Origin of the sequence: Spirosoma pollinicola (assembly GCF_002831565.1) — a bacterium.
Lineage (GTDB): Bacteria > Bacteroidota > Bacteroidia > Cytophagales > Spirosomataceae > Spirosoma > Spirosoma pollinicola.
The window spans coordinates 3,031,976-3,058,393 of sequence record NZ_CP025096.1; the positions used below are offsets into that span (position 1 = coordinate 3,031,976).

The following is a 26,418-nucleotide window of genomic DNA, read 5'->3' on the forward strand; positions in this document are numbered from 1 at the left end:
CGTTGCTTCCTAGTCCTGTGTAAATTCATCACCGGGAAGGGCAACCTCAATCTTACTGGCTCCAGCCACCACATGATTGTTTGTAATAATGTAGCCGTCGGTAGAAATAATAAACCCCGATCCTGTGCCACCCGCTTGTTGTCCCGGTCGCCCTTTATGAACGTCGACGCTGGACTTTTTTGTCGGCTGAGCGCTCACTTTGATCTGCACAACCGATGGGCTAACTTTTTTAGCAACTGTAACTACTGTGTTCGAATAGGCATCCAGCAGAACGGAATCAGGTTCCGCCCTGCCAGCCGCTGACTGTGAGGCCGAGTCGGCAAATGTTACAAAATTAGTTTCCATTACGTATCTCGTTTACATGTACATCCTGACTTGCTCATGAACTGTTCCAGTCTGGACTTTAGGAGGATACAGCCTTACCTGACCGACATTCTGTCATTGGATAACCCATTATACCAGCCATCACACGGTGATTAACTGCGAGATACAGCCACACTTCGGTTAAAATGACAGGAATTCAACTCAATAGGTTTTACGGCCAATGGGTAGACCCGCAACATACTTTAGCGTTTTTTTAGTAGGATACGGCTCAGTTGGTCTTAGAGTGACATAGATGCAGCATAAGCTAAACCTGAAGGTACTCTTACATGAAAAACATACTGTCTTGCGGGCTTTTTCTCTCTTTCATTTTCCCCGTGAAAGCGCAGCGAATCAATGACTCCATACAGATTGAGGGTCATTATCGGGCATTTCATTTCAATAAGCCGTCGCAATCCTTTCGTCAGCCAAATCTGATTTTTGTCCTGCATGGGTCAGGAGGAAACGGTCTGGGGATGATGACTGCAGCCACTAAGATGGAGAAACAGGCCAGTGCACAAAATACCCTGGTTGTGTATCCGGATGGCTATCAACGATACTGGAACGAGTGCAGGAAATCATCTCCGGCAGCAGCCAACCGCGAAGATGTGAATGAGCAGGCTTTCTTCAAAGGCATGATTGAGTACTTTAGCCAACGCTATCAGATTCAGAAAAAACACGTTTTTGCCGTGGGTACGTCGGGCGGAGGACATATGGCCTATAAGCTTGGCCTGACCATGCCCGCTTCGTTCAAAGCTATCACCGCTATTATTGCCAATCTGCCCGATACGGATAATATGGACTGTGTTCCCTCCGGGAAACCGGTTGCTATGATGATCGTTAATGGTACAGAAGACCCCATCAATCCATACAATGGAGGGCTTGTCATGCTGGGCAACAATGTGAACATGGGAACCGTGCGCTCCTCCGAACAGACGCTGGCTTACTGGGCCGATCTGGCCCGCTACCACGGCAAGCCAACGGAAGAAACCCTCGCCGATACCGACCCCACCGATGGTAAACGCATTGAACGATATACCTATAAAGCCAAAGGAAAGCCCGAGGTCGTACTTCTAAAGGTAATTGGTGGTAAGCACGATTACCCGAACGACATTGATGTTCATCAGGAAGCCTTCACCTTTTTCATGCGCCAGATTGGCCAGAGCACCCCTAAACCAGCTAACGAATGAAACTCTTTTTTTATGCCTCCTGCTTTGCGTTGGCACTAAACGTTTTACAAGGCCATGCCAAACCTATGCCAATCCAACCCATAAAACAGGAAGCAGGTATCGAAAAAACACCGTTTGCCAGCTTCCCGGATGGTCGGCAGGCGGATTTATTTACACTGAAAAACAAAGCAGGCATGACCGTCCAGATTACCAATTATGGCGGCTATATCGTTTCCTGGACGGCTCCCGATAAAGCCGGGAAATATGAGGACATTACGTTAGGAATGCCCGCATTTGCCGATTATTTAAAAGGAACACCCAGCTTTGGCCCCATTATCGGTCGGTTTGGGAATCGTATTGGCGGTGCCAAATTCTCGCTTGACGGAAAAGACTATGTGCTGGCCGCTAACAATAGGGCAAACCACATTCACGGTGGACGAGTCGGGTTCGACAAAAAACTATGGACGGCAAAGCCCGTTACCGGCAATGAGCCTGCTTTGCATTTAACCTATACCTCTGTTGATGGAGAAGAAGGCTATCCCGGAAATTTATCCGTTGAGGTGGTTTACACGCTCCAGAAAGACAACTCATTACGCATAAGCTATAAAGCAACGACCGATAAGCCAACAGTCATTAACCTGACCAACCATGCATATTTTAATTTATCGGGCATGAAGCGGGATGTGTTGGGCTATGAGGTTCAGATTAAGGCCAATTCGTACCTGCCCACCGATGCCGGCCAGATTCCAACCGGCGCCATTGAACCCGTTGCCGGAACGCCGTTTGACTTCACGAAACCAACCGTTGTTGGCGACAGAATTAACGACACAACGAATGTTCAAATCCGATATGGCTCGGGCTATGACCATTGTTGGGCTTTTACCGATAAATCGACGAAACTGAAACTGGGGGCAAGCGTTCACGACCCCGAAAGCGGCCGTTTTATGGAAGTATACACCACAGAACCGGGCGTGCAGCTCTACACGGCCAACCACCTGAATAACCTCAAAGGGAAAGATGACGTAGTGTATAAACGTCGCTTTGGCATCTGTCTGGAAACCCAGCACTTTCCCGATTCCCCTAACAAGCCCAATTTCCCAACGACCACGCTAAGGCCGGGCGAGACCTATACAAGCACAACTGTGTATAAGTTTTCAACTAAGTAAGGGCTTAAGTAGATAAAATTAATAATAAGCCAGTTGGTTCTGATTCGTTTTTGTCATCCCGACGATAGGAGGGATCTTCGGTAAAGCGGAGAGTTTCTTCTCTACCGAAGATCCCTCCTATCGTCGGGATGACAAAAACGAATCAGAACCAACTGGCTTATTATCATGAATTTAGAATTTAGCACTGACTTTACCCATTATTTACGTTAAGTCTGGCTGTGTTGGTTAACATTCAAATACCCTGCCTGAACCGTTGCGGCTATACAGTGCCGGGAGCGGCAAACGTACACAGCGAGGCTACGTGCTCTTTACTGCCGTCAATTACCCAGGAATCTAGCTGGGCCGGATCTTTCATCTGCTGACCCCGATAGCGGGGCACCGCAATGTAGCCGCACTTAACATCGGCCAGTGCCGACATATCGCTCCACAGTTTTTCTATCTGCGCAACCGGATAAATGTCTTCCTGCCCATGTCCCCAGCGGTATTTCACGTCCTTGATGGTAACATAAGTGGGTATCCGATGGGCAACACTCCGCACCGCTTTGGCCAGTTGAGCATCGTCGCCGGTTTGCAGGTCGGCGCGTGTCAGACCAAAGAGCTGGAGCAGTGGATCGACCTGAATCCAGGTCGTATTGGTGTTATAATAGCTTAGGTTTAATTCGTCTTCTTCTCTGGGCTGGGCCAATCCCTCCAGCAGGCGAACCTGGCCGTTTACCCGCGCCAGTCCACCCCCACGGTCTTCAATGCGACGGGGCACGACTTCGAACGTGAGTGCATCTCCCGATTCGAGATGATGCCCAAGAATGGCCGGATCGACATCGGCACCGAGGGTATCGACGTTATGAAGCATAATCGTTTCTACCGCTGGATTCTCGGCGAGCAATTTTGCCAGCGTGCCGTTCCGCAGCAGGTTAGACACTTCATACCAGTGCCCCAGGGGCGAAAACCGTTGAGCGGCAATATTATCGACATAGTCACTGCCCTCCCCTTTCGACTTCGCCCAGGCGATCATGGATTGCCGCACAGAATCCCGAACTTTCTGTTTGTGCTCGTCAAGCGTTTCCTGCGGCATTTCTTCCCACAAAAACCGCAAATCACGCTCCATCGGCACAAATCGCTGGCCTATTGAGCGGCCAGGCGATAGATACGTTGCACCTTTATACCCGAAGTTGTCCGTTTGTTCCAGTTTTTTCCGGATAGGCTCATGCGTCAGGTAACTGGTTGCCACGAGGTGCGGAATCACGGCTCCATAACGCTCGGCAACTTTCCGGGTTTTGGCCAGATGTATTTCCAGAAAACTCCGGTGTGCCCCATCAATATCGACAAATGGATTGATGGCCTTGATCACCCCCGCCCCTTTTGTCCAACGGCTACCGACACCAGCAGCCAGACTTAATATAGCGACTTTGCCAGCCCGAATGGCCTCTTCGCCAACCTGAGTAGCCGACGTTAATGAGTCATACAGGACAAGATCTTTCGGCTCAACATCGTCAATCGTGGTTTCAGCCGACAGCCGGTTGCGGGCCAGTCCTATCCGGCCTTTCTGCAGTTCTTCCCGAATTTCTCCATGCTGAATATAATCGAATCCGTTCTCTTTCTTTATACGGTCTGCTTTCTCGTTTTCGGCGCTTCGGTTGCCCTGCGAGGTGGGGTCCGATACCTTGAACAGATTACTGACAATAGTTCGCAGGAGTGGATAGGCCAGGTTGTTTTTATCGCAATAGGTAGTAAAATAGTCGATCTCGGCCCGGCGAACGTAGGGAATGGAATTAGGGTCTTTCCGTACCAGTTCCGACACCTGAATGCCGTAATACTGCTCCGGCATCAGGGCTTCATTGCCTTGGTGCAGTGTTGCCCAGGTGCCATTATTGTTGATGCTCCAGTTATAGACCACCGGCTCCATGGCAAAGGGCAGGGAGTCGGATAACTCATTTTTCGTTTTGCGGAGCATCTCCAGCACCTGAAGTTTATATTCCTCGTAGCGGTCCGGATTCACAAACATACCCATCCCCCCGCCAGACATACCGCCCAGCATCAGGAACCCGTAATAATCGTCGCCAATCTGCTGTTTTGCTTTGGCAATGATCTGTTCAGTAAAGTACGTCGATGCCCAGGGAATGATCGTTTTAATAGGAAACTCCCAGTTACGGGCTGTATTGGCCCCTAACTTCTTGATGTCTCCCTCCTTGATGGCACCCAGTATATTATCGAAAATCTGGTTCGTTTGCTGGCGGGCAGCCCATTCGTTATGGCCCCGAAGCAGGTACTTTTCGGTTACCATTTCCAGAATCGGGCCAACGTTGGATGCCATACCGCCGTGCATCAGCACCAGCGAGTTCATTAGTTTCTCCTGAATATCGGGATGTACATCAGCTCCCTGCAACACGCGGTGGCGAGGTAATAACGTGCCCCGGCTAATGCCCGATTCCGGGTCACCTTCCTGCGCAAACGTACCCTGAATGGCTTTGATGCCCGGCCAAACACCACCGGAGTCCTGCCAGCCACCGCCCGAGCCACCAATCCATTCGCCCAGAATAGCTCTTGACGCTACCAGACGCCGTTCGCTTTCCTCTAAACCACCTTCCAGTTTCCGGGTTTGGCCCGTTGCCCGCATCAACAGGCTGATGATCGAGCCTAGCAGGTTGGTCGAGACGGCAAAGCGCGAGCCCTTTGGAATATCGTTTACTTTCGTGACCAGTTCAATACCCATGCCGGGGGCTACAATACGGGTCAGGATTTCGGCCAGCGATTGATTCGTACCTTCAAAAGAGGGCGGAATTAACCCCGACGCGATAACCCCGGCTTTGACCAAACTCAGGTAATCATTACCGAAATTGAACAGATCGGCAAGGTCATGAATATCTTTGGTAGTATTTAGATCAACGCTGGTCAGGCGCAGTACCGGTTCAGAAATAACCCGCACATAACAATGCAGAGGTGGCCTGATGTCTTTATCACGCCCAAAAACGCCGAGATCAATAGACACATTGATGACGCGCGCGCCCTCGGGGTAATCCATCCCCAGGAAAAAAATATCAGACCAGCCACTGTGGGTCAAGTCCATCCGAACAGACGTTTGCTCGTGCAGAATGGGGTAAAAAAGGGAATTGTCCGGACGTTGCAACAGGTTCGGATGAATACGAATCGGGTGTTCGGCCTGATGCCCTACCCGAAACATCCACTGGTTTCCTTTGCTGGATCGAACGCTTTTACGAACCTGATCGGCCAGGATCTGGAAAGACAAGTGATGATAGCTGTCAGCTAACGCACTAAACAGCGTTGCATTAGGCCCGTGTTTATCTAAATCATGTAAAAATGTGGCAATAGCGTGGTCAAACCGGCGCGACAGTAAGTCCTCAAAACCGGCATATGGAATTTTGCCGATAGCCGGTGTTTCGTTGGCCTCCATCAGGAAAAACCGAAAACCAGCATACAGGAAGAGAATCGCTCTAACTTTATCGTACAGGCTGGGTGTGGACTTTCTGAATTCATCCAGTTCACGCAGGTCTTTTAACAGGTTACTGGCCGATAGATTTCGGCTTAAGTCAAAAAAGGATCGGTCGCGGGTCTTGGAATCAGCAGAAGTAATTGTTTCTATAAAAACATTCATGTTGATTTAAAATAAGAATACTATTGTATGTAGAAGTCTTGGCTTAGTTAGATAAAATCATTCTGGTTCAGCCACTTACTGAACCAGTTGAGCCTTTCTTGTATTGGCTTCGGCCAGGAGTTCTACCATTGATGTGAGGGTTTCGTCATGGGCTAGTCCCGCGAGTCCAAGCGCCATTTGAGCCCTTAATAGCCCTTGCCGTCCGCTTAAGTCATAGCGATTGCCTTTCACCTCCAGAGCAAGGTATTTTTCGGTATCGGCCAGTTCCTGTAAAGTTGGCGTCAAGAGAATATTCTTACCTCCCTGGGCGAGTTGTTTTTCAAGAATCGTAAAAACAGTAGGCGTAAAAACGTGCATACCGAAGAAACAGAGGTAATAACCAACGCGCAAACCTGGGGTTTGGAGTTCTAGTTCAGCTACGCTGAGGGAGGGTTTCTCGATCAGTTTTTCAATCTGATACACCCCCGTCATGTTGGGTACATGCTTTCCGGTAAGGGTACCATATCGGCCAATCTGATGCTCGATGGTGGGGTTAACCGCCGACACCGAGCAGTTTTCCTGCATAGCAAGTTCAATTAGCTGAGCAGCGCACCGTTTATTAATGAGGTTGGAAACGTACAGATAGTCACCCAGCAGCAGCAAAAACGGTTCATCATTGACAAACTCTTTGGCGCAATGAACGGCGTGACCGTAGCCAAGCGGCTCTTTCTGCTCGGTAAACTGAACCCGGCTAATGAGGTTATCGATTTTTTCGGCTTCCTCTCGTGCCCAGTCAACGCTTTTATACGATTTAACCAGGTTATCCCGCAACGATGTAAAGGCATTAATATAGCGTTCGCCATCGCCGGGGGCACAAACGACACAGATTTCTTCAATGCCACTCAGAAAAGCCTCTTCGGCAATGGCTTGAATAACGGGTTTGTGCAACCCATCAATATCGATGACCGGAAGCATGGCCTTTTGTATCGTGTCGGCTACCGGGTATAAACGTTCTCCGCGCGCAGCTGCGGTAATTACGGCTTTTCTAACTTTCATTTTTCAAAGAGTATCAGACGCCGAATATAAGGGAACATGCCTGATTTAACCAGATATGCCAGTTAAATGAGTTAATAGATAGGGTAAATTCTAATAGATAACCATACCTTGAGTATAAACTATTCTATTTATGGCCATAAATCATCCATAATATCATCCCAGGTAATATCGAATTTATCACTGGTAATGTCAAGAGAATCAAACCAATTGGTCCGGATGTAAGCGCTCATACCGATGAGCGTGAATAGAAAAATCAAGAGCGTTTTCATGAGTTGAATACGTTTAAGGTGGCAATTAATTTAGTCGAGACGAAATGTGATTGGCAATTCAACAAGGTGGCTAACGGCCACACCTGACCGGTGTGCCGGATACCAGCGAGGCATTATGGATACGGCTTTAACAGCGGCTAAGTCCAGTAATGCCCCCCGGGACTGCACCACACGAATGTCGGTTATAAGGCCGCTGGGCTTTACCCGAAACTGTACCCGAACGGTTCCTTCATTAAGCGTCAGTCGAGCCTGAGCCGGGTATAGTTCCAGGTTGCTCAGGTGCTGTTGCAACGCCTGTTTACCCCCCGGAAAAAAGGGTTCATTGCTCAAAGTAGCAAACTCGTTAAATACCTGACCAGACGGTACCGATTCGAACATACTCTGAACATCCATAACAGGCTTGCCATTATCTACCAGAACCGGACCAATTACCTGAGCATTGGCGAGTGTACTCAAAACCGTTGCATAAGCCATAACTAAAGGAATCGTTTTCATGATAAAAGAGGAGCAAATGTGTGAAGTTGAAAATATGGTGTGGATAGACATTTTCTTTTCGCTTTGAACAGGTCAAAGTTCTACTAACTCAGAAAGAGTGAATGGCGATTTTGGGTCGAAAACTAGTTCATTTGAGAATGGAGCAGCTTTATTGATTAAGGGTAGTTTCCGGTTGTCCTGATGGACATCCTCAAGGGGTTTGACTCAACAGGGCCGACCTTTATTTTGACGAAATTATCGAAATAGCTACCTTTTCGTAGTCCTTACTATGGCTGATTTTAATTAAGGCGAAGGATCAAAAAAAAGGATGGATCCTATTGTATAAATAGAAGATCGATTAAATAATAACTATCATATTTATGCTAATTTATTTATATAGTAATCTATACATAAATACAAATCTGTTGTGGTAAACAGATCATTCTAATACTCGCTTTCGACAGTTTTATAATAAAGAAAAGTGCATGATTCAATTACATCCAGGATGTAGTTAAACCATGCACTCAGTATGGATAGAAGGCAACGGTATAATTAATTAAAACATTACAACTAAGTAGAATAGTATAATTAATCAGATCAATGTAAGTAAGCAGAACAGTATATGTAATTGCAACAGTATACCTTTCAGACTATAGTTAATTTATAAGGTCACACACAGCTAAACAAGTATAAAATCTTTTCACAGAGTTGACCATCAGCTGATTAAAAGCGAGATAATCCTACAGGTTAAGCCAAAACTTATCACCCGGACACTGAAATTTATTTATCGGCGTTTAATTCACCTAATACTTAAATAGGTGAATTATAAATAAATCCATTTTGTGTTTTGTAGTTATTTTTATACACTATATGAGACCAATAAAAAGTTAATTACTATACAAATTTCTTTTTTTGATAGATAATATTTTTTACTTTAGATGCTTGAAATTTGTTTTTACAGTTTATCATAATCCTCTCCATGAACACAAATCAATCTGTAGACCAGTTAGCCGCTTTAGGGCGCATTGTAAGTCAAGTAAAAGCGTATCGGGAAGACTCGGGCAACTATCATCAAAGAACTTATAGCCCTCAATTGAATCAATACCTACAACAACGGTTATCGTCTCAGGATTTAGCATTTTGGCAGGCGCTGCAAACCGATTGGGAGCGTAGTAAAAATTTCGATTGACGTAATCATATTAATTGAAAATATATACAAAATGTGTTAATTTAAATCATGTCATATAAACACAAAAAGTTAATACCTTATGTAACTATCAATAACTAGTAAATTCAAAGTATTACTCATAAATAAAAGTAGATTTTTTATATAAAATCTACTTTTATTTATTTTACACCTATTGATAATACTAAGCAATAAATTAATTTTGTATAAAAGATTCGCAAACGCTCCACACTAGACTTTCAACTTTAAGTTACTATTAGTGCTGTAGCAAAATGATCGTTTGCATGAAAACTACCATACCTACAAAAGCTTCCCTATCTATTGTCTCGGCAATCAGAAACTATTGTTATCAAACAGGCGATTATCGGGACCCAGCCGACAATGCGTCAATAAACGATTACCTGAAACAGCGGTTGTCGGATCAGAACTGGGCCTATTGGCAACGGTTAAGACCTGATGAACGAGCTGCTTTTGTGAATAATCAAGATATGTTACCCTACGATACAAGCTCGCTCCGCGAGTTTAAAACACGCATTATACAAGCAAAAAAAGCAGGTTACGAACCCTATAAATTTTGGCATTAGTGTAGGTTGGGCAATCCACTCCCGGTATCTTTAGGCTGCATACCAGCCAACTATGACACGAATTAGTCTAGCAGCCTTTTTTTTAGTAGTCAGTATTATCAGGTGTGTCGCGCAGACCACTCCCCCGCTAGCGACAACAGGTACTTATCAAAATCCGGTTATCTCAGGTGATTTTGCCGATCCGTCGATTATCCGGGTTGGCGATACGTATTATGCTGTGGGTACCTCATCTGAATGGGGGCCGGCTTTCCCGATATATACTTCTAAAGACCTTGTTAACTGGGCGTATGTCGGTCCGGTGTTTACGAAGCTCCCGGCCTGGACAATGGGCAGCTTTTGGGCTCCTGAACTCGTTTACAGAAAGGGTACTTTTTACGTTTATTATACCGCCCGTCGGAAAAGCGATGGGCACTCCTATATAGGGGTAGCTACCACCCAGGATCTTCGCAAAGGATTTACCGATCATGGGGTACTGATCGAATGGACAGCCGAAGCCATCGACGCCTTTGTCATTGAAGATGAAGGACACCTGTATATTACCTGGAAAGCCTATGGCCTGGATAAAGGCAAAGACATCGAAATTCTGGGAGCGGAACTGTCTGCCGATGGGCTGCGGGTAATAGGGAAAGCTTTTTCTCTACTGAAAGCAGATCGCGACGGTTGGGAAGCCGGTGGTGCCGAAGGGCAGGCTATTGTCAAACACGGCCGCTATTTCTACATGACCTATTCCGGGAATACCTGTTGCGGTGCGCAATGTAATTATCAGGTCGGTTTGGCGCGTGCCGAAAAACTACAGGGGCCCTGGGAGAAGTTCTCCGGAAATCCTGTGTTGGTTAGCAGTGTAGCCTGGAAATGCCCTGGACATGGAACCGTAGTTACCACGCCGAACAACCGCTACTTTTATTTACACCACGCCTATAATGGCACCGATTTCACCTTCACGGGTCGTCAGGGGGTGTTGAGCGAACTAGTATGGAATGACAACACGCAGTGGCCCGCTTTTCGGTATGGAACAACGACCCCAGCACAGGCCGAATCGCCTGCGGGCGTTTCGCAAAAACGAAATCTGAACCTGTCCGTTAATTTTGCTAAAGATAAAACGCCTGTTCCCTGGGTGTGGGATGTAAGCCAGCCAAAGCCAGGCTTCACCGTTCAACAAGGGCAGTTGCAACTAGCAAATACAGCCTCCAGCGTTGCCGGTAGTTTTCTGGGACTAGTCGTCAAGAAAGGCACGTACACTTTTTCTGCCGAGGTTAACCCAGTGGTTAATCTACAACAAAGTGTATGTGTGTATGGCGATGCCAATAATGCGATTGGGTTTGGCATTCAGAAAGATTCGCTCCAGCTTTGGCAGGTAAAAGACGGCGTCCGTACCGTATTGAAAACGCAGTCACTCCCCGGCAACCAATCGTCCCTCAAGTTACTGATCCACAGTAAACTAGGACAATTTTACACGTTTGGCTGGCAACTAAAAGGGGGCCCGCCCATTCTGCTGTCAGACGCTCCCCTCAACGGTTCTTTTCTTCCGCGTTGGGATCGTGCCCCTCGTGTGGGCATCAGCGTTTCGGGGCAACCCAAAGCGATCAGCCATGTCCAGTCTATATCGATGGACATTGAGGAGGATTCGCATTAGTCGACGTACTAAGTCAATCGCATTACCACGCCTAATGAGTAGCCTGTTTACAATTGACGTGGTGTAGTTTTTAAAATGGTGTGGATAGAAAAGTAACCTTTTCGATGGGTCAAATTTCGCTCGCTGAGCACCAATACGCTATCAGTCTCGGGACATTTTCTATCAGAATGGGGACATTCCGGCATAGAAATAAGGTAAAAAAACAAATCAGGCGCTTTTCTCGTGGCTGGCGATAAATTCGGAGGGTGTCTGCAAATAAAACTCTTTGAAGACGGTGGTGAAATAAGACGGGGTGTTGAAACCAACCAGATCAGCGGTCTCGGTCACGTTATATCCCGCCCGCAAAAACTCGGCGGCTTTCCGCAAACGATACTGCCTGATCAGATCGGCAGGAGCCAGTTGGATAAGGCTCTGCACTTTTCGGTACAGCGTTTTACGATTCATATTCAGTTGATCGGCCAACCAATCGACACTAATCGTGGGATCATCCAGATACTGGTCCAGCAGAGAATATATCCGAAGTAAAAAAGAATCAGGGGCCAATGAATCCATACCAAACGAATCCACTACGGCGGCAGAAGGTTGGCTTTCTGGCTGACCAGACACCGGACTTCCAGTAGGCAACGCAAATTGCTGCCGGAAATAGGCCCCTAATTTCTGCTGACGGGTAATCAGGTTATGCAAACGCAGATGCAGTTCATTTATATTAAAGGGCTTGGTTAGATAATCATCTGCCCCCTGTCGAAGCCCATCGATGCGACTCTGCTGGGCAGTTTTAGCGGTTAGCATCACCACCGCAATGTGGTTGGTATCCGGATTATTCTTGATAAGCCGCGTAAGTTCATACCCGTCCATTTGCGGCATCATTACATCGGTCAGTACGATATCGGGAAGCTCGGTTTGGATCAGCACCCAGCCTGCTTGCCCATCCACTGCCTGAATAACGTCATAAACGTCAGCCAGTTCTGCCACCAGAAATTCCCTCAACTCGGCATTATCTTCTACAATGAGAACTCGTGGAACCAGATATTCCTGAATTGCCGGCTGACTAATACGAGCATCTAGAGACGATATACTATGATCAACACTACTCGATTTCGGCACAGACCAGCTTATTTTGGGGACGTCACTCGTAGTGGACGACATTACTTTAACAGGCAGGGTAAGGTAAAATGTAGTCCCCGCGCCCAACTGGCTCTCAACTGTAATCGTACCACCCAGAAGACCGACCAACTCGTTGACCAGCGCCAGGCCAATACCTGTACCTCCATAGGCGCGAGTACTTGAGTTATCTACCTGATAGAACCGGTCGAAAATATGCGGCAGTTGGTCGGCTGCAATACCGATTCCCGAATCAGCCAGCTTAATTTGTATGCCATTCATCTCTACGCCTACCCAAACAGGTGCGAGTGTCAACGTAACAGTGCCACCCGAGGGAGTAAACTTGAGTGCATTGGCTATTAAATTCGTCAGAATCTTCTCCCATTTATCAGCATCGAATATGTATGATTGATCAGGAAATTGATCAACAGTATAGGTTAAGGTTACCCCTTTCTGCTCGGCCGGCCGACGAAATAAAGTCACCACATGATCAATAAAACCAGTCACTTCACCCTGCATAAGGGCTACATTCATATAGTTACCCTCTAGCTTGGACAAGTCCAGAAGTTGATTAATAAGCCGCAGGAGTTGGTCAGCATTTCGGTGAACAAGGGTCAGCGTTGGCCGGTCGAATCGATTTTCCTGAAGCAGTTTCTCCACCGGCGACAGGATAAGGGACAAAGGCGTACGAAATTCGTGGGTGATATTGCTAAAAAAGCGGGATTTAACGACGTCCATCTCCCGAAGCTGATCAGCTTTCTGGTTAAGCTCCCGGGTGCGGTCGGCAACCTGTAGTTCCAGCTGTTCGTTTTGCTCCGCCAGGAGCTGCTGCTTTTCCTGCTGTTGGGCCAGATTCCGGGCTGATAGGGTTTCAACATCCTGTAGGCGGGCCATTAGCTGCCGATTAACCCACCCGTGTTCCAAAGCCAGCCGAAGCGACAGCGTCAGCGGAATACACAGGAAAGCGACCATATACAGGATATGGTAAACCCACTCATGTTCTCCCGCCGTGAAATTAAGGGCCGATAGTAGCGAAAACACCGGCAAAATCGCCAGATTAACCAGAACGCCCACCCGAACGATACCGGCCCCTACCAGTTTGCGCTGATTTGGGGCAACAGAAAACAGCCAGGCTAATTGGATATTTATATAGTACGTGACCGCAATGTAGAGCCACTGGTAGTTTGCCGACAAAGGAACAAATCGAAACGCTGAGCTGGCAAAAGCCAACCAGAAAAACCATTCTTTACGAAAATTAAACAGACTGTACAACGTAAAAATCACTGCGCTGGATACCAGGGTATCCAGAAGCGATACGTAATAAACAACCATTCTGGCGTTTATAGAATGAACAAATCCGTTGCTGGCTTTGGCTAAAAAAGCCAGAAGCAACATCAGATACATACTCGCAGCATATAAGTTTGCCCGCTGTGTGCGATAAGCGAAGAACAGGCTCAGGTGAAGGATGAAGAGAATGAAAGCAATCCCAACCCGAAACGTATCCATGTAGCTTGCTTGGAGGGAAATAGGGTGGAGAGTAAGTAGTGCTGTGGGTGAAAAGAGTCGCATTTGAAGAGCGGCCGCATCCCATGGCAGAAATTTATTATCATAATGCAGATTTGCCTGACAGGCAAAGCGAATGGCTACTAAGTGTTGAGACGAAGGCTTAAGCGGCAAATTGAAGCCTGCACAGGGATTGTAAGCCTGCACACTGTCGGGATTGGTGCTTATTGTCCCGAAGCGATACAACAGCTGGCCATCTACATACACCTCCGAAGCAATCGACTGAAACACAGTAACCATGATAGGCGGCAAGCTTGGCCCTGTTGTCAGGTGCAGTCGAAGCCAGCCAATGCCAGCCTGTTGAAGCTGTGGCAGTTTCCGAATATCTAACGTTGGATCAATGCTACGCCAGCGGCTGTCATCCAATAATGGTACCGCTCCGTTGGGGTTGTCGCCGGGCTGGAACCGCCAGCCTGTCTGCAACAAAAATCCACCATTCGGTATATCTACCAGCGATACCGCAGAAGGTGTATGCTGCGCATAGACAGTTGTGAGACATAAGATCAGTAAGAGACCACCTACAAGTCGGGCCCAGGCGGCACGATCTGAGTGAGTAGGTATGGACGTTGATGGCATCTGCAAGACGGACAAGACCGATAATTTATCCGTTGATTTCGTAATTATACTGTTCAAACATTGGACCATACCACAGCACATACACAGTATAATTCTGCACAGTCAAAAGTACCGGCAAACGTTGCATTAGCTATATCTTTAAATAAAAAATAGGGGTAAACGCATCGACAAATGCAAAAAAACAGGTCTTCAGTCCTTATGCCACAAACAAGAGATGGTTTTGGATCTTAGCCCAAAACCATCTCTTTTGTTTATTAACCTTACTTTCCGGCTGCTATCAATTGTTGATGGTGAACGAGTAAGTGCCCGAACCTAGCGGAATACTGACCTCTCCATTAACTTGGCTTACGCCTTTCAGTTGGGCAATGGGCTTACCCCCTTCACTGATCTGATTCAGGCTTTTGGCAGGCAGATAGAGAGTGGCCGAGGTATTGGGAGGCAGGGTCGTTTTATAATTCCAGCTGTTGCCAGACCATGCCCATTCACTGCTGATGCGTCCATACACCGAGTCATAATAGCCTTTGGCATACGTCATTTTTTTGGTCGGGTCGGGCGTTGGTTTCAGAACAATCTCTTTAAAACCCGCTACCGATGGGTGCCGTTGAATACCCAATGAATTAGTATACATCCAGGCAGCAACAGCCCCAAACGAATAGTGGTTGAAGGAATTCATGCTGTTATTACCCCCGAACCCATTCTCAACTGTGTATGAGTTCAGGCGTTCCCAGATAGAGGTTGCGCCATTTACGACCGAATATAGCCACGAAGGGTACTCCTGTTGCTGCAACAGCCGGTACGCATTGGCCGAATTCCCATTTTCCGACAGCGCATCGGTGATGGAGGCTGTTCCGATAAAGCCGGTCATCAGCGAATAGGCGGGGCGTTCAACACCGCCATCATCCTTGTTTTTGCGTTCGATGGTTTCGTTTAAATGCGCGACGATAAATGGCTTATTTTCGTCGTTGACAATGCCAAGTGCCAGCGGAATTGCGTAGGATGCCTGGGTGTCGATCAGTTGCCCCTTGTCTGTTTTTTGGTCCTGCGATTGCTGACCCGGAGGACCAAACGAAGCCGCTTTTACCCCCGACTTAATTGTTTTATGGCTGGTTTTATCCACATAAATATCGTTCCAGACCGTTTTTATTTCGCTTTGCCGTTTCACGAACTGAGCCGCGTCATCGGTCTTGCCCAGAATTGTGGCCACCTTACCCATAATACCCAGATCGTAGGCGTAATAGGCCATCCAGAATAAGGTGTTGTCGTTTTTGTTGTTTTCGGGGCTGAGCCAATCGCCCAGTGGCCCTTCGTTCAGGATGCCGGTCTGTTTTTCGATTTTTGTTTCCAGAAAATCGGTGTAGCGTTTCATGGCCTCATAATGCTCCTTCAGCAGCGTTACATCGCCATATTGCCGGTAGGTTTCCCAGGCAACCACAATACCGGCACTCCCCCAAAGTGTTCCCCCAAAACCACCACCCATTGGCGCAACATCAGTAAACCGACCGTTTTCTGCCTGTACATCCCGCATGGCCAGCAGGTGTCGGCGCAGGAATAAATCGGCGTTGGTGAGGTAGGTGGCGCTTTTCGAGAATACCGAAATATCTCCGCTCCAGCCCATGCGTTCGTTCCGGGCTGGGGTATCGGTTGGAATGGACAGAAAATTACTCCGGAGCGACCACGTAATGTTCTGCCAGAGTTTATTGACCAGCGCGTTGGAGCTTTCGTACTGCGACGAAAGAGCTGTTATAGAACTGATAACCAAGCCTTTTACATCCGCCACCGGAATGGCTTTATCAATGCCCGTTAATTCCAGATAGCGGTAACCGTGAAACGTGAAGCGGGGTTGAATGATTTCGTCTCCCCCTTTCAGCGTGTACATGTCCTGCGTGAGGGCGGCCCGGATGTTTTCCATCATCACCATGCCCGTATTGTCTTTGTACTCGGAAAGATTCGGGTATTTTACCTCGGCATAGCGCATCGTAATGACTTGCCCTTTTTTGCCGTTTTTAACCAGAATCTGCGGGAAGCCCACCATGTTTTGCCCCATGTCATACACAAATACCTTCGGACGAACTTCGTCTACTTTTTGGGCGGGCATGGTTTTAACCAGACTGGCGTTATCGCCCATCTGCCCAACGAGTTTGAATTCTTTATAATCCAGGGAGGATTTTCGGCCCAGGAAATCGGTGAATGTTCCCTGATAAGCCGTTCCTTCCAGAGGCACCTCAACGGCTGGCTTCCAACCTGCATCAGTATAGCTTGGAGTTGACCAGTTTTTCACCGGGGCATCTTTGGTGGCATCATATACTTCGCCCTGGAAGAATGAACCGTAGCGAACGGGACCATCGGTAAACAACTTCCATTGGGCCGGATTTGACGTAACAACCTGTTCTGTTCCATCGGCGTAGGTAACGACCAGTTTGCTCAGCAGCGATTGCCGGTCGCCGAAGTAGTTCCAGCTATCGCCACTAAAGGTTATGTTTCCACTCCACCAGCCTTCGCTCAACCAGGCACCAAGGGCATTTTTTTGGCCCTGTTTCACCGCGCTCGTGATGTCGTAAGTTTGGTACATATGGTGCTTGTTGTACTGCGTAAGGCCGGGGTTGAAATAGTCGTTGCTCACACGATTACCGTTCATATACAATTCATAAATTCCCCGTGCAGTCACGTATAGGCGAGCTTTGGCAATGGGTTTAGCCTGCGTCGTAAACGTGTTTCTAAGCATGGGAGCCGCATTCCGACTCGGATCAGCAGTAATCAGCGCATCTCCTTTAATCGTGTACTGGCCGTTTGCAACAGTTAACTTTTCTGATTTAAAAATACCGGTATAAGCCGTATTACTCAGATTTTCAGAGAACAGTGCATTGGACGGATACCGAAAATTCCGGATTTCAACCTGCGAGAAATGAGCTACCTGATTTCCCTGAACCCTGAAGCCAATATGGGCTACCATCGGAAAACTGATGAAGTTATTACCACTGCCAACCGGATTGAGGTTAAGGCCCCGAGCGGCAAAACGCGACGGTGTTCCCTCCGTCTTTTCCCTGAGTTTATTGGCGTCTTCTTTCCCATCGACAAAAAACTCAAACAGGCCGAAATTGCACTCGGCCAGCACGGTATGTTTCTCGTATTTATTACCGCTGTTGATCAGGCTCTGCGGAATCGTGAAGCTCTTGAAGGGCACATCGGCTTTGTCTGTTTTGGCATACCCTACCCGGTAGATATTGAGTTTGGCGAGTCCTCCCGGCGAATCACCAACCGTCGAAATATCCAGTTCAAACGCGATATAACTTTGATTCGGGCCGTTTTGCATGCCCAGTATATTCAGGTCTTTGTTCATCAGCCGCCGGTCATTTGCCCCGATCACAAAGGCGGCTTTGGTCGAATTGGTGGCCTTGTCCAGTTGAATACCATACTGGAACTTATAAACCGATAGATAGTGGGGATAGAAAACCAGATCGGCATCACCACCGCCAATCCATTTTGCCCCCGACCAGGCGGAGATGTCAGGATTCATCAAACCGGTTTCAAACCAGGACGTATTGGTTGCCATCTGGCCCATCTTATCCCAAACCGTCACTTTCCAGCTGTAGCGAGTGGTGGGTTTCAGTGCACTACCAGCATACTCGATGCCATGCGACAGGTCTGAATCTACTTTTTTCGAATCCCAGACGAGTTGATTTTTGGCATCCGTCACAACAAGTTGATACGCATTTTGGGCATAGCCCCGTTTAGCATCAAGCGCCTTCATTTGCCACGAAAAATGCGGATTCATCTGATCAATCCCCAACGGATTTCGCTGATAATCGACCGCCAGATTATCAATGGAAACCGTGGCAAAGGCTGTACCCAAGCACAGAAACAGGAGCAGAAACGGTAGGGGAACGATTTTCATAGTAAGGGGTTAGACTAGCATTTTCCTGCTTGTTCTGCATTTTCCTCCCCTATTTTATTGAGAAGTTTTATGCAGACAGAAGTAGAGAAATGTTATTATATCATTTTGATACAATGATAAAAAAAGAACATGATTTGTCAAATTTTTTATTGTACCATTTTCACACGAGAACCAGCAAGTAGCTTTTGTGTGTAGTAAATGGATAGCTTCGCTTTAAAATTCGAGTAGCATGCTTCGTCAGAATGACCCCAGAGAAATTAATCCCCAGGGGGAAGGCTTATTGAAAGGAATTGCCATTGATCCTGTGATCTTTGGCTTTCATGAGAACCAGTTGAAAGTGTTGGTCATTGAGCATACCAATACGGGGCTGTATGCGTTGCCCGGCGGCTACATTCAGTCAACCGAAGATGTAGATGAAGCCGCGAAGCGCATTCTGACCATGCGAACAGGTTTGAGTGATGTATACCTGCAACAATTTCATGTCTTCGGCAAGTATGACCGCAATGACCCTGAGGTGGTAAAAAAAATCCTGATTGGCCAGGGATTCACCCCAACAGAAAACCATTGGAGCCTACAGCGTTTTGTATCGGTTGGTTATTTTGCCCTCGTCGATTACACCAAAACCAAGCTTACTCTTGATCCAACAACGGGTAGTTTCGTCTGGTATGAGCTGGAAAATCTTCCTTCGCTAATCATGGATCATCGCACCATTATCGACAAAGCACTGGCTACCCTGCGGACCAACCTTGACCAAATGCTGATTGGGTTTAATCTGTTGCCTACCCTGTTTACCATGGCCGAGTTACATACGCTGTACGAAACCATTCTGGGCAAGAAGCTTTTATCTACTAACTTCCAGCGTAAGATGCTCAGTCTGGATATTCTGGAACGTATTGACAAAAAGAAAACCGGCAAACCGCATAAATCGCCTTACCTATATCGCTTCAAATCCGATGGACTACAATGAGCGGCCTGTTTTCTTTTTATAGACTATTACCTCACAGCGGCTGATAATCAATTTCCATAAAGTCGGCCACACCTGGTATCCAATGCTGCTGCACGAACTCGGTATGGGCGGGGTGGTTAGTATATGCTGTATACAGTTCCTGCGTATCAAACTCCATCGACAGGCCAAACTCAAAGTTGTTCTTCGGACTGATCTGCTTCAGGCACGTAAAGTTTTGCACACCTGGAATGTCGGCTAATTTCCGGGCGGCATCAAAGAATACCTGCTCTTCAGCAGCGTCTTTTGACTGGTTCAACGTAAAAAAAACAGTATGTGTAATCATAAAACGAATGGCTTTTCGAAAGACGTTTTCAGGTAATAATCGGCGGATTTATTGTTTTGCGTTTTATGAAAAAGATCACGGTAGCTCCTTAATGGCCAGATTCCGAAATTTAATAGCGGCATCCGGTCGCCAGCTGGTTAAGGGCATACCGCTGCCCGCTGCCGCCGAATACACGGCCGTCCAATGGCATTGCAAGCCGATCATACCTTCTGTAGCCTCACCAATAAAGTCATTTTTGGGTTCCTCGACATCCCACATTTGCACGCCATTGATCCAGAGCGTTAGATGCGGAATGTCACCTGCCATCCGAATTCGGAAGGCGTTCCAGCCGTCTGTTATACCACTGGCCCGCCATACTTTTTCCCGATCCGTGGCTTTAGCCCCTTTGCTGGGGTTGAGTCGTTCGCCCAACAGGTCGCCGGTGTTGCCCGGCAAGACAAGCTCGATCTGATAGGCGGCACCGCCTTCGTTGGAGCGCAGGAATATACCGCTGTTACAGAACGAGTCCAGCTTGACTTCCAGGTAAAGCTCAAAGGATTTATAATTCTTATCGGTCAGTAAAAGCCCGCCCTGTCCATAAGGTTTCTCTTTACCGACGATAGCGCCATTTTCGACAAAAAAATTGGGAGTCGAACCCTGATGTGTGCTTCGGCTAATGTGCCAGCCTTTCAGGTTTTTCCCGTTGAAAATTGGCCTAAACCCATCGGGAATTTTGCCTGTCTGGCCGTTGGCCAGCTGGCTCATCAGTATCATCGTCAGTAGGAGGATCAGTTTTGAGACTCGCATGGTTTATGTTATTAATGAGTTAGTTAGCTTCCATGACCAGACGAAACCCGACATCGTATTGGCTACCCGGTCCGGCGGCATGGGTCATGTAGGTGGCATTCTTCACATCGCCATAAAAAGGTGCCCCTTTCAGTACGTGCTCTTTTCCTGATTTTGGCGACGGGGTCGACGGGTCATCGGCAAAGATCTTTTCATTATACACATCCTGTACCCATTCCCACACATTGCCGAGCGTATCATAAAGCCCCCAGGCATTGGGCTTTTTAGTCCCTACAGGGCTGGTCGTTTTGGCCGCAATAACGGCACTGGCTCGAATATCGCTCCACGAAATATCGTCCTGAGCACCCGCACGAGCTGCATATTCCCATTCAAATTCGGTGGGTAAGCGGTACTTGTGCCTTTTATCCAGTGCATTTAATTTCTTGATGAAGGCTTGCGCATCCGGCCAGCTTACGCGCTCAACCGGGTGCAGATCGGCATTATCAGACACCTTACCCGACTGAAAATATGATGGGTTAGTGCCCATTACTTTTTTCCACTGCTCCTGCGTAAGTTCGAACTTGCCGATATAATAGGGCTTCGAAATCGTTACGGTAAAACCGGGCATGGCGTCTTTTTTAGCCAGTTCTTCGGCCAGTTTGTAATCCGATTCAGGCAGCGGTGATGGTCTGGGGGCGGCACTGGTTGTTGCCTGGGCGGGCGGTCTGCCAAAGCCCGCACTTCTATTGATCGTCGGCTGGAATTTTCCCACGACCATGCTTCCGGGTTTGATCAAGATAAATTCGATTCCCTGCTGATTGGTATAGGTGGGTTCCTGCGCGTATAGGCTCGTTACGAAACAAAAACCCGCTAAGACAAGGCTAATTCTATTCATATGCATAGATAGATTTTAATCAACTCCGGGTATCCTTATCTGAATCCGTCATAATAAGTCAGAGCGCTAACCAACTCATTGACAGTCAGTTTGTTCTTGGGCAGCGAGTTCGGGAGTCTCGTCAACGGGGCATCCAAAACGTCTAGTAGTGATTTCCGGGATAACTTAACGGGCCGAAGAAACTCGTTGTCTGATTGGATATAAAAGCTTTTTTGTCGCAGGTAGGTACCATCAAATGACTGCTCCAGCGTGTAAGGTTCGTTGCTGATCTGCCGTAGGCTGCATTTGTACTGTGCCAGCAGGCGGGTTTTGCCCGCATATAACACCCGGTAATACGTACGATCTCCATTCTTGTTGAGTCGGCTGACGAAATGCATGTCATTGACCGTGAAAGCCTCCGGCGAAACCACGTGCGAAACCGAGTCGCCGGGGAACTGACACATGATCTGATTGATCAGCAAATTATAGGCAATACCGCAGGGTATGAATTTTTCAGAGCCTACGACCTTCAGACTGCCGGGCTGCCAAACGGGGTATGTCAGGTATTCACTTCCCAGATAAACCGTTTGCGAAAGTCCCTGCTGCCGGTCTGTTCGGTTGATGAGCAATCCAGTGGGTTCTTTATACGCCTGACAAATCGTGATGACCCGCTTCTGACTGTCCAGCGAAACGACGCACTGCCCGTAGCTAACGACCTGTAAAACAGACAGCCATACCAGAAGTAAACAGTAACGATTCATCCTTGCAGTCCAGTTTATTTTATACCAGCAGAACTAAAGCGGCTGCTTTACACCAACAAAAAAGGCGTAAAGCAGCCGCTTTAAAGTCGCAGGGTTTTCGCCTTCTAGCTCAATGCATTCCGACAGAAATCCACGCATTTTTTCACTTCAGCGACCGAGGTCGACCCGGCGGGTATCTGGTACTCCAATTCGACGGAAGCCGGGAATGTATATTTCTGGTCACGCATTAGCTGGAGAACCGGCAGTAAAGGCGTGTCGCCCTGGCCCCAGGGAAGGTTTCCTTTACCATGAGCCGGTCCCTGACGGTCTTTAATGTGCATGCTGGAAATGCGGGTGTGTTTCTCCCGAATTAACCCCAGTGGGTCGGGCTGGCCAGCGGCAATGTAGTGGCCCAGGTCAAAATTCATGGCATTGCCCGGTGACTGGGCCAGCGCGGTATCCCAGAAAGTGGGCGTTTGCTGCTCATGTCCATGATATCCCACACGCAGGCCGTGCTTCACCGCCATCTGCCCCAGTCTAAGCGTTTGCGCGTCATTAGCAGGGTGTTCCACTGTCACCTGATTGGCTCCCAACGCTTTAGCTGCCCGCATGCCATAGTCAATATCGGCGTCTGTATTTTGTATACCGAAAGCGTCGGGTTTGAAACCGTACATCGTTACACCCGCCTGATTATACATTTTGCGAACCTTCTCAAACTTGGCCATAGATGCCGAAATCCGCCATTTCGACATTTCTTCCCTATAGGCTTTCATCTGCGCATCGGCGTCGGCCAGTGTTTTTGTTTCATCTTCGGTTAAGGGCTGATTTTCGCGCCGTTTCCGCATTAATGGGAACAACGTCCGCATGTCGACCGTGTTTTTTGGGGCACCGGCAAACGACTCGGCAGGCCCGCCCATCAGTTCAATAGCGCTAATTCCACAATCCAACACATATTGCAGGGTAGCTTCGGCACTCTGATCGGGCATATCCCGAAATGAGTAGGTGATGGTACCGATTTGTACACCATTGATCAGCGAATTAGGCTTGATGATATTCCGAAGAATGGCTGGTGCGCCAAAAAGCTTGTTGCTCCCCAATACCGCTCCTGATACGAGAGCAGCCGTAGCGCCCAAAAACTGACGGCGTGTTGGTTGGTTTTTCATGGTTTAAGGTCTTTGGAAATTGATTTGATTATAGGAATATACTGAGCGTCCCCACTCATCGTGCAAACACTTTCAACTGCCGCATCGACCACGGGATTTCGTCACTGTCATCGGCTAATCCCTCAAACAGACGCATACGCAGGAATTTAGCTTTACTGCCATTCAGCGTAATGACATTATCGCCCTCAACACCCCTTGTTTCCGGCAGAATTTCGTGCCAACTCTTCCCATTATCGGAAGCCTCTATGACGAAATCGCGCGGATATGTATGAATAAACGGTATTTTCATCGACCCCATCGGTTGGCCGGGTTGTGGTTTCCAGCCCTTCTTTATGGTTTGTGAAGCCGTAAAATGCAATTCGGCCACGCTTGTCTCTTTGGGAAATTCGATTTCATACCACATGCCTTTTTCCTGACGACCACCCGTTGACCAGCCTTCGTAGGTAAAGGCCGTTGCGGGCGACACGTTACCCCCAATGCGGGTAGAGGCCGTATGACTGGCTGTAACGGTCAATGATTGGGGTTGCAGTTCGTAAGGCGTTAACTTCGATAGCGTAGCATACTGATAAGACCCCTGCTGGTCCGCCGTTTTTTTGCGAACCGTAGCCACCTGTTCCGCCGAAACCAGTGATGCATCGTTCGATAACCCATTCCGAATATATGAAAGTACATCGGCGACCCACTCGTTGGACTGTTCTTTCATACTCGCCATCATGCCGCCGGAGTAGGTTTTACCCTCTATAGCCCCTTCCAGCCCATGCAACACAACCCGTATGGCATACTCCGGGTGCGACTGCATATGAGCTGAGCCCGCCAGGGCCGGAGCCAGTAAGCGTCCGTTTCCGGCAGGAGTTCCCATACCGTTATTGCCGTGACACTGCGAACATAATTCGTTGTAGATCAAAGCTCCGCGTTCGACCTGTGCTTTTTGATTGGCACTTAGTTCCGGTGCGCCAAATGGCCCCATGTTCCGCTGTTTGGGTGGCGTAAGGATTTGATCGCCCACCAGTTTTACCCCAGCGGCTTTGTTGCTGGCCATCGCCGTTTTTATAGCGTCGTCAAAACCGGGTATTTTCAGAAACTTGGCTGTGAGCATCGCCTGAATCAGCACGTCGGTATTGGCGTCGGTTAAGGCATGTTTGTAGTTAGCTTCCAACGATTTATCCCCTGCTTTATAAACGGTTTCACTGGCCCGAAGTGCCTGGATACGTAAGCGCGGCTCAGGATCGGTCAGCATTTTTTGCACAACGCTCGTTTTAAGTGCGCTCAGCCCTTCGAGCGTCCAGAGCGCATGCGTGCGGGCCAGCGTATTCTTGTTGGTAAGCGCCATAGCCGTCAACTGAGGTACCACCGAAAGATCCTTACGCTGCACCAGCACCTGCTGGGCCATATCGCGCCACCAACCATTCGGATGTGCCAGATTCTTCACCAGATCGGCTGTCTTTTCCGTGTACATGTTGGGTCGGGTTTTATCCCGTTCCTTCCCATCGTACGTGATACGCCAGATGCGCCCCAGACCAACGACTTTATCCAGTTGGTACTGCTCGATTTTTGTCCGCAGATAGGTGCCTTTTTGTGTCCACTGCCCCTCCTGAATGATGCCGTGGTACATATCCGTAATGTATAGCGTACCATCGGGGGCGGTAGTCATATCAATGGGCCTGAACAGCGGGTCGGTAGAGCGCAAAAACTCCGACTGCTGATCCTGGTAAACGTTATGCAGCGTCGTTAATCCCTCCGTAACAACGGGGTTGATCTGGCGAACAATTCGGGCAACGGGCTCGCCGTAGAAGTATTGGCCCTTTAGCTCGGCGGGCAGGCGGTCACCACGGTAAACGTCGTTACCTGCCGAACCCGTTACATGATTCAATGAGCCATCGGGCTGGCGAACTTCGTCCATACCGCCCTGCATGTCGGCCAGTTTTACGGGCGCACCCCAGGGCACATCGAAGCCTTTGGCTAACTCATTGGGTACCTCAAAATTACCGTACTGGATAGGAAACTGGAAATATGAAGGTACACCACTGGCGCCACCCTGAAACCACAACTTCCCGTTATCGTCATGCGTAATACCCCACTGAGCCCGATTAAAGCCCGTTTTTTCGCGGATAACTCCGTTGGGCGTTTCCCGAACCCGGAAGGCATTGACCGTACTATAGAGCCAGTTATCCATACCCCAATACAGGAAAGCCTGCTGGTGTTCGACGTTCCCGGATCGACCATACTTATTGGTAAACAACTCTTTTTTATCGGCCTTCCCATCGCCGTTGGTATCGGTGTATTTGTAGACATTGTCGGCATCGGATTCCATCGTCAGGATGGCATCTTTACCGTAGGGCAACACAAAGCGGGGAAAAATCAGATTATCGACAAAGGCCGTTCCAGATTCGTAGATACCATCGTTGTTTTTGTCTTCCCAGCGCGAAATCCGGCTCGTTGGCTGTAGCTCGTCTTTAGAATCGGCGGTGAGCATATACGTCCGTAGTTCCAGCACATACATACGTCCGTTACCATCGAAGGAAATAGCTGCCGGTTGTTGAATGGCTGGTTCCGTCAATACGGGTTCGATTTTGTAGCCCGGTGGCAACAGAAACAGCTTGGCTTCGTCTGCCGGCGACAGGGGCTGCACAGGCGCTTTGGCCTCTAGATCAATCCCTTTCCAATCCGGATCGTCGGGATTAGCGCCTTCGGGTAACGTTGGTTTGGGCAGGGTATCAGCCACAACGGAATTTTGTTGCAGTCGAATTTGAAGAATTGGGTCAGATCCAATAAAAGACGACATAGCAACTGCCACAAGGGCAACTGTCAGACCGATGGTAGAGAAAGATTTCAGCATAATCTTAGGGTAAATTATACGGCAAATGACTGTCCACTAAGTACCGGTTTCCGTAACAGCAATACGTTTGTGTACTGGTTACTGGTTGTGGGCGAAATTTGTCAATTGGTAGATTGGAGTCCTACACTCACTC

At 48.1% G+C, this 26,418-nt stretch carries 19 protein-coding genes; 6 read left to right on the forward strand and 13 right to left on the reverse strand.

What is annotated here, in order from left to right; all coding sequences use genetic code 11:
- Positions 1 to 9: 9 nt before the first annotated feature.
- Complete coding sequence (locus tag CWM47_RS39175) at positions 10 to 345, reverse strand: S1C family serine protease (RefSeq protein ID WP_240625883.1); 336 nt, start codon at positions 343 to 345, stop codon at positions 10 to 12.
- A gap of 305 nt (positions 346 to 650) precedes the next feature.
- Here CWM47_RS39175 and CWM47_RS12730 point away from each other — a divergent pair, with 305 nt between their 5' ends.
- Both CWM47_RS12730 and CWM47_RS12735 read left to right on the forward strand, forming a co-directional pair.
- On the forward strand, positions 651 to 1,550 hold the full coding sequence (locus CWM47_RS12730; protein WP_100988339.1) for an alpha/beta hydrolase family esterase: 900 nt from the start codon (positions 651 to 653) through the stop codon (positions 1,548 to 1,550).
- Positions 1,547 to 2,695 (forward strand): aldose epimerase family protein, encoded by a 1,149-nt coding sequence (locus CWM47_RS12735; RefSeq protein ID WP_100988340.1) that lies wholly within the window; start codon positions 1,547 to 1,549, stop codon positions 2,693 to 2,695. Before CWM47_RS12730 ends, CWM47_RS12735 begins: the two co-directional genes overlap by 4 nt.
- A gap of 259 nt (positions 2,696 to 2,954) precedes the next feature.
- Here CWM47_RS12735 and CWM47_RS12740 read toward each other — a convergent pair whose 3' ends face one another.
- The 4 genes from CWM47_RS12740 to CWM47_RS12750 all read right to left on the reverse strand — a co-directional run bounded on the left by CWM47_RS12740 (position 2,955) and on the right by CWM47_RS12750 (position 8,104).
- A complete protein-coding gene (locus CWM47_RS12740) occupies positions 2,955 to 6,305 on the reverse strand; it encodes a UTP--glucose-1-phosphate uridylyltransferase (protein ID WP_100988341.1) in 3,351 nt (1,116 codons plus the stop codon).
- A 75-nt stretch (positions 6,306 to 6,380) separates the two neighbouring features.
- Entirely contained in the window at positions 6,381 to 7,340 is a 960-nt protein-coding gene (locus CWM47_RS12745; RefSeq protein ID WP_100988342.1) for a UTP--glucose-1-phosphate uridylyltransferase, read from the reverse strand.
- Between the two features lie 128 nt (positions 7,341 to 7,468).
- Positions 7,469 to 7,609: a hypothetical protein gene (locus CWM47_RS38105; RefSeq protein WP_157815957.1), complete on the reverse strand. Its 141-nt coding sequence runs from the start codon at positions 7,607 to 7,609 to the stop codon at positions 7,469 to 7,471.
- A gap of 30 nt (positions 7,610 to 7,639) precedes the next feature.
- Positions 7,640 to 8,104 (reverse strand): energy transducer TonB, encoded by a 465-nt coding sequence (locus CWM47_RS12750; RefSeq protein WP_157815958.1) that lies wholly within the window; start codon positions 8,102 to 8,104, stop codon positions 7,640 to 7,642.
- A 958-nt stretch (positions 8,105 to 9,062) separates the two neighbouring features.
- Here CWM47_RS12750 and CWM47_RS12755 point away from each other — a divergent pair.
- From CWM47_RS12755 to CWM47_RS12765, 3 genes are all read left to right on the forward strand, one after another.
- The gene (locus tag CWM47_RS12755; RefSeq protein WP_100988344.1) at positions 9,063 to 9,272 is read left to right on the forward strand and encodes a hypothetical protein; all 210 of its coding nucleotides are present in this window, start codon (positions 9,063 to 9,065) and stop codon (positions 9,270 to 9,272) included.
- A gap of 281 nt (positions 9,273 to 9,553) precedes the next feature.
- Complete coding sequence (locus CWM47_RS12760) at positions 9,554 to 9,853, forward strand: hypothetical protein (RefSeq protein ID WP_100988345.1); 300 nt, start codon at positions 9,554 to 9,556, stop codon at positions 9,851 to 9,853.
- 52 nt (positions 9,854 to 9,905) lie between these two features.
- Positions 9,906 to 11,486: a glycoside hydrolase family 43 protein gene (locus CWM47_RS12765; protein ID WP_100988346.1), complete on the forward strand. Its 1,581-nt coding sequence runs from the start codon at positions 9,906 to 9,908 to the stop codon at positions 11,484 to 11,486.
- A 207-nt stretch (positions 11,487 to 11,693) separates the two neighbouring features.
- Here the strand turns inward: CWM47_RS12765 and CWM47_RS12770 are convergent, their stop codons facing one another.
- Both CWM47_RS12770 and CWM47_RS12775 read right to left on the reverse strand, forming a co-directional pair.
- A complete protein-coding gene (locus CWM47_RS12770; RefSeq protein ID WP_240625884.1) occupies positions 11,694 to 14,726 on the reverse strand; it encodes an ATP-binding protein in 3,033 nt (1,010 codons plus the stop codon).
- 277 nt (positions 14,727 to 15,003) lie between these two features.
- On the reverse strand, positions 15,004 to 18,618 hold the full coding sequence (locus CWM47_RS12775; protein WP_100988348.1) for an alpha-L-rhamnosidase: 3,615 nt from the start codon (positions 18,616 to 18,618) through the stop codon (positions 15,004 to 15,006).
- Between the two features lie 229 nt (positions 18,619 to 18,847).
- On the opposite strand from CWM47_RS12775, the gene CWM47_RS12780 reads away from it, so the two are divergent.
- Positions 18,848 to 19,585: an NUDIX hydrolase gene (locus CWM47_RS12780; protein ID WP_100988349.1), complete on the forward strand. Its 738-nt coding sequence runs from the start codon at positions 18,848 to 18,850 to the stop codon at positions 19,583 to 19,585.
- A gap of 31 nt (positions 19,586 to 19,616) precedes the next feature.
- On the opposite strand, the gene CWM47_RS12785 is transcribed toward CWM47_RS12780, so the two are convergent.
- From CWM47_RS12785 to CWM47_RS12810, 6 genes are all read right to left on the reverse strand, one after another.
- Entirely contained in the window at positions 19,617 to 19,907 is a 291-nt protein-coding gene (locus CWM47_RS12785) for a Dabb family protein (protein WP_100988350.1), read from the reverse strand.
- 75 nt (positions 19,908 to 19,982) lie between these two features.
- Complete coding sequence (locus CWM47_RS12790; RefSeq protein WP_100988351.1) at positions 19,983 to 20,693, reverse strand: 3-keto-disaccharide hydrolase; 711 nt, start codon at positions 20,691 to 20,693, stop codon at positions 19,983 to 19,985.
- A 19-nt stretch (positions 20,694 to 20,712) separates the two neighbouring features.
- The gene (locus CWM47_RS12795; RefSeq protein WP_100988352.1) at positions 20,713 to 21,567 is read right to left on the reverse strand and encodes a formylglycine-generating enzyme family protein; all 855 of its coding nucleotides are present in this window, start codon (positions 21,565 to 21,567) and stop codon (positions 20,713 to 20,715) included.
- Between the two features lie 35 nt (positions 21,568 to 21,602).
- Positions 21,603 to 22,307, reverse strand: coding sequence for a hypothetical protein (locus CWM47_RS12800; RefSeq protein WP_100988353.1), 705 nt, complete (start codon positions 22,305 to 22,307; stop codon positions 21,603 to 21,605).
- 104 nt (positions 22,308 to 22,411) lie between these two features.
- Positions 22,412 to 23,449: a sugar phosphate isomerase/epimerase family protein gene (locus CWM47_RS12805; RefSeq protein WP_100988354.1), complete on the reverse strand. Its 1,038-nt coding sequence runs from the start codon at positions 23,447 to 23,449 to the stop codon at positions 22,412 to 22,414.
- Between the two features lie 55 nt (positions 23,450 to 23,504).
- Positions 23,505 to 26,285 (reverse strand): DUF7133 domain-containing protein, encoded by a 2,781-nt coding sequence (locus CWM47_RS12810; RefSeq protein ID WP_240625885.1) that lies wholly within the window; start codon positions 26,283 to 26,285, stop codon positions 23,505 to 23,507.
- Positions 26,286 to 26,418: the final 133 nt, after the last annotated feature.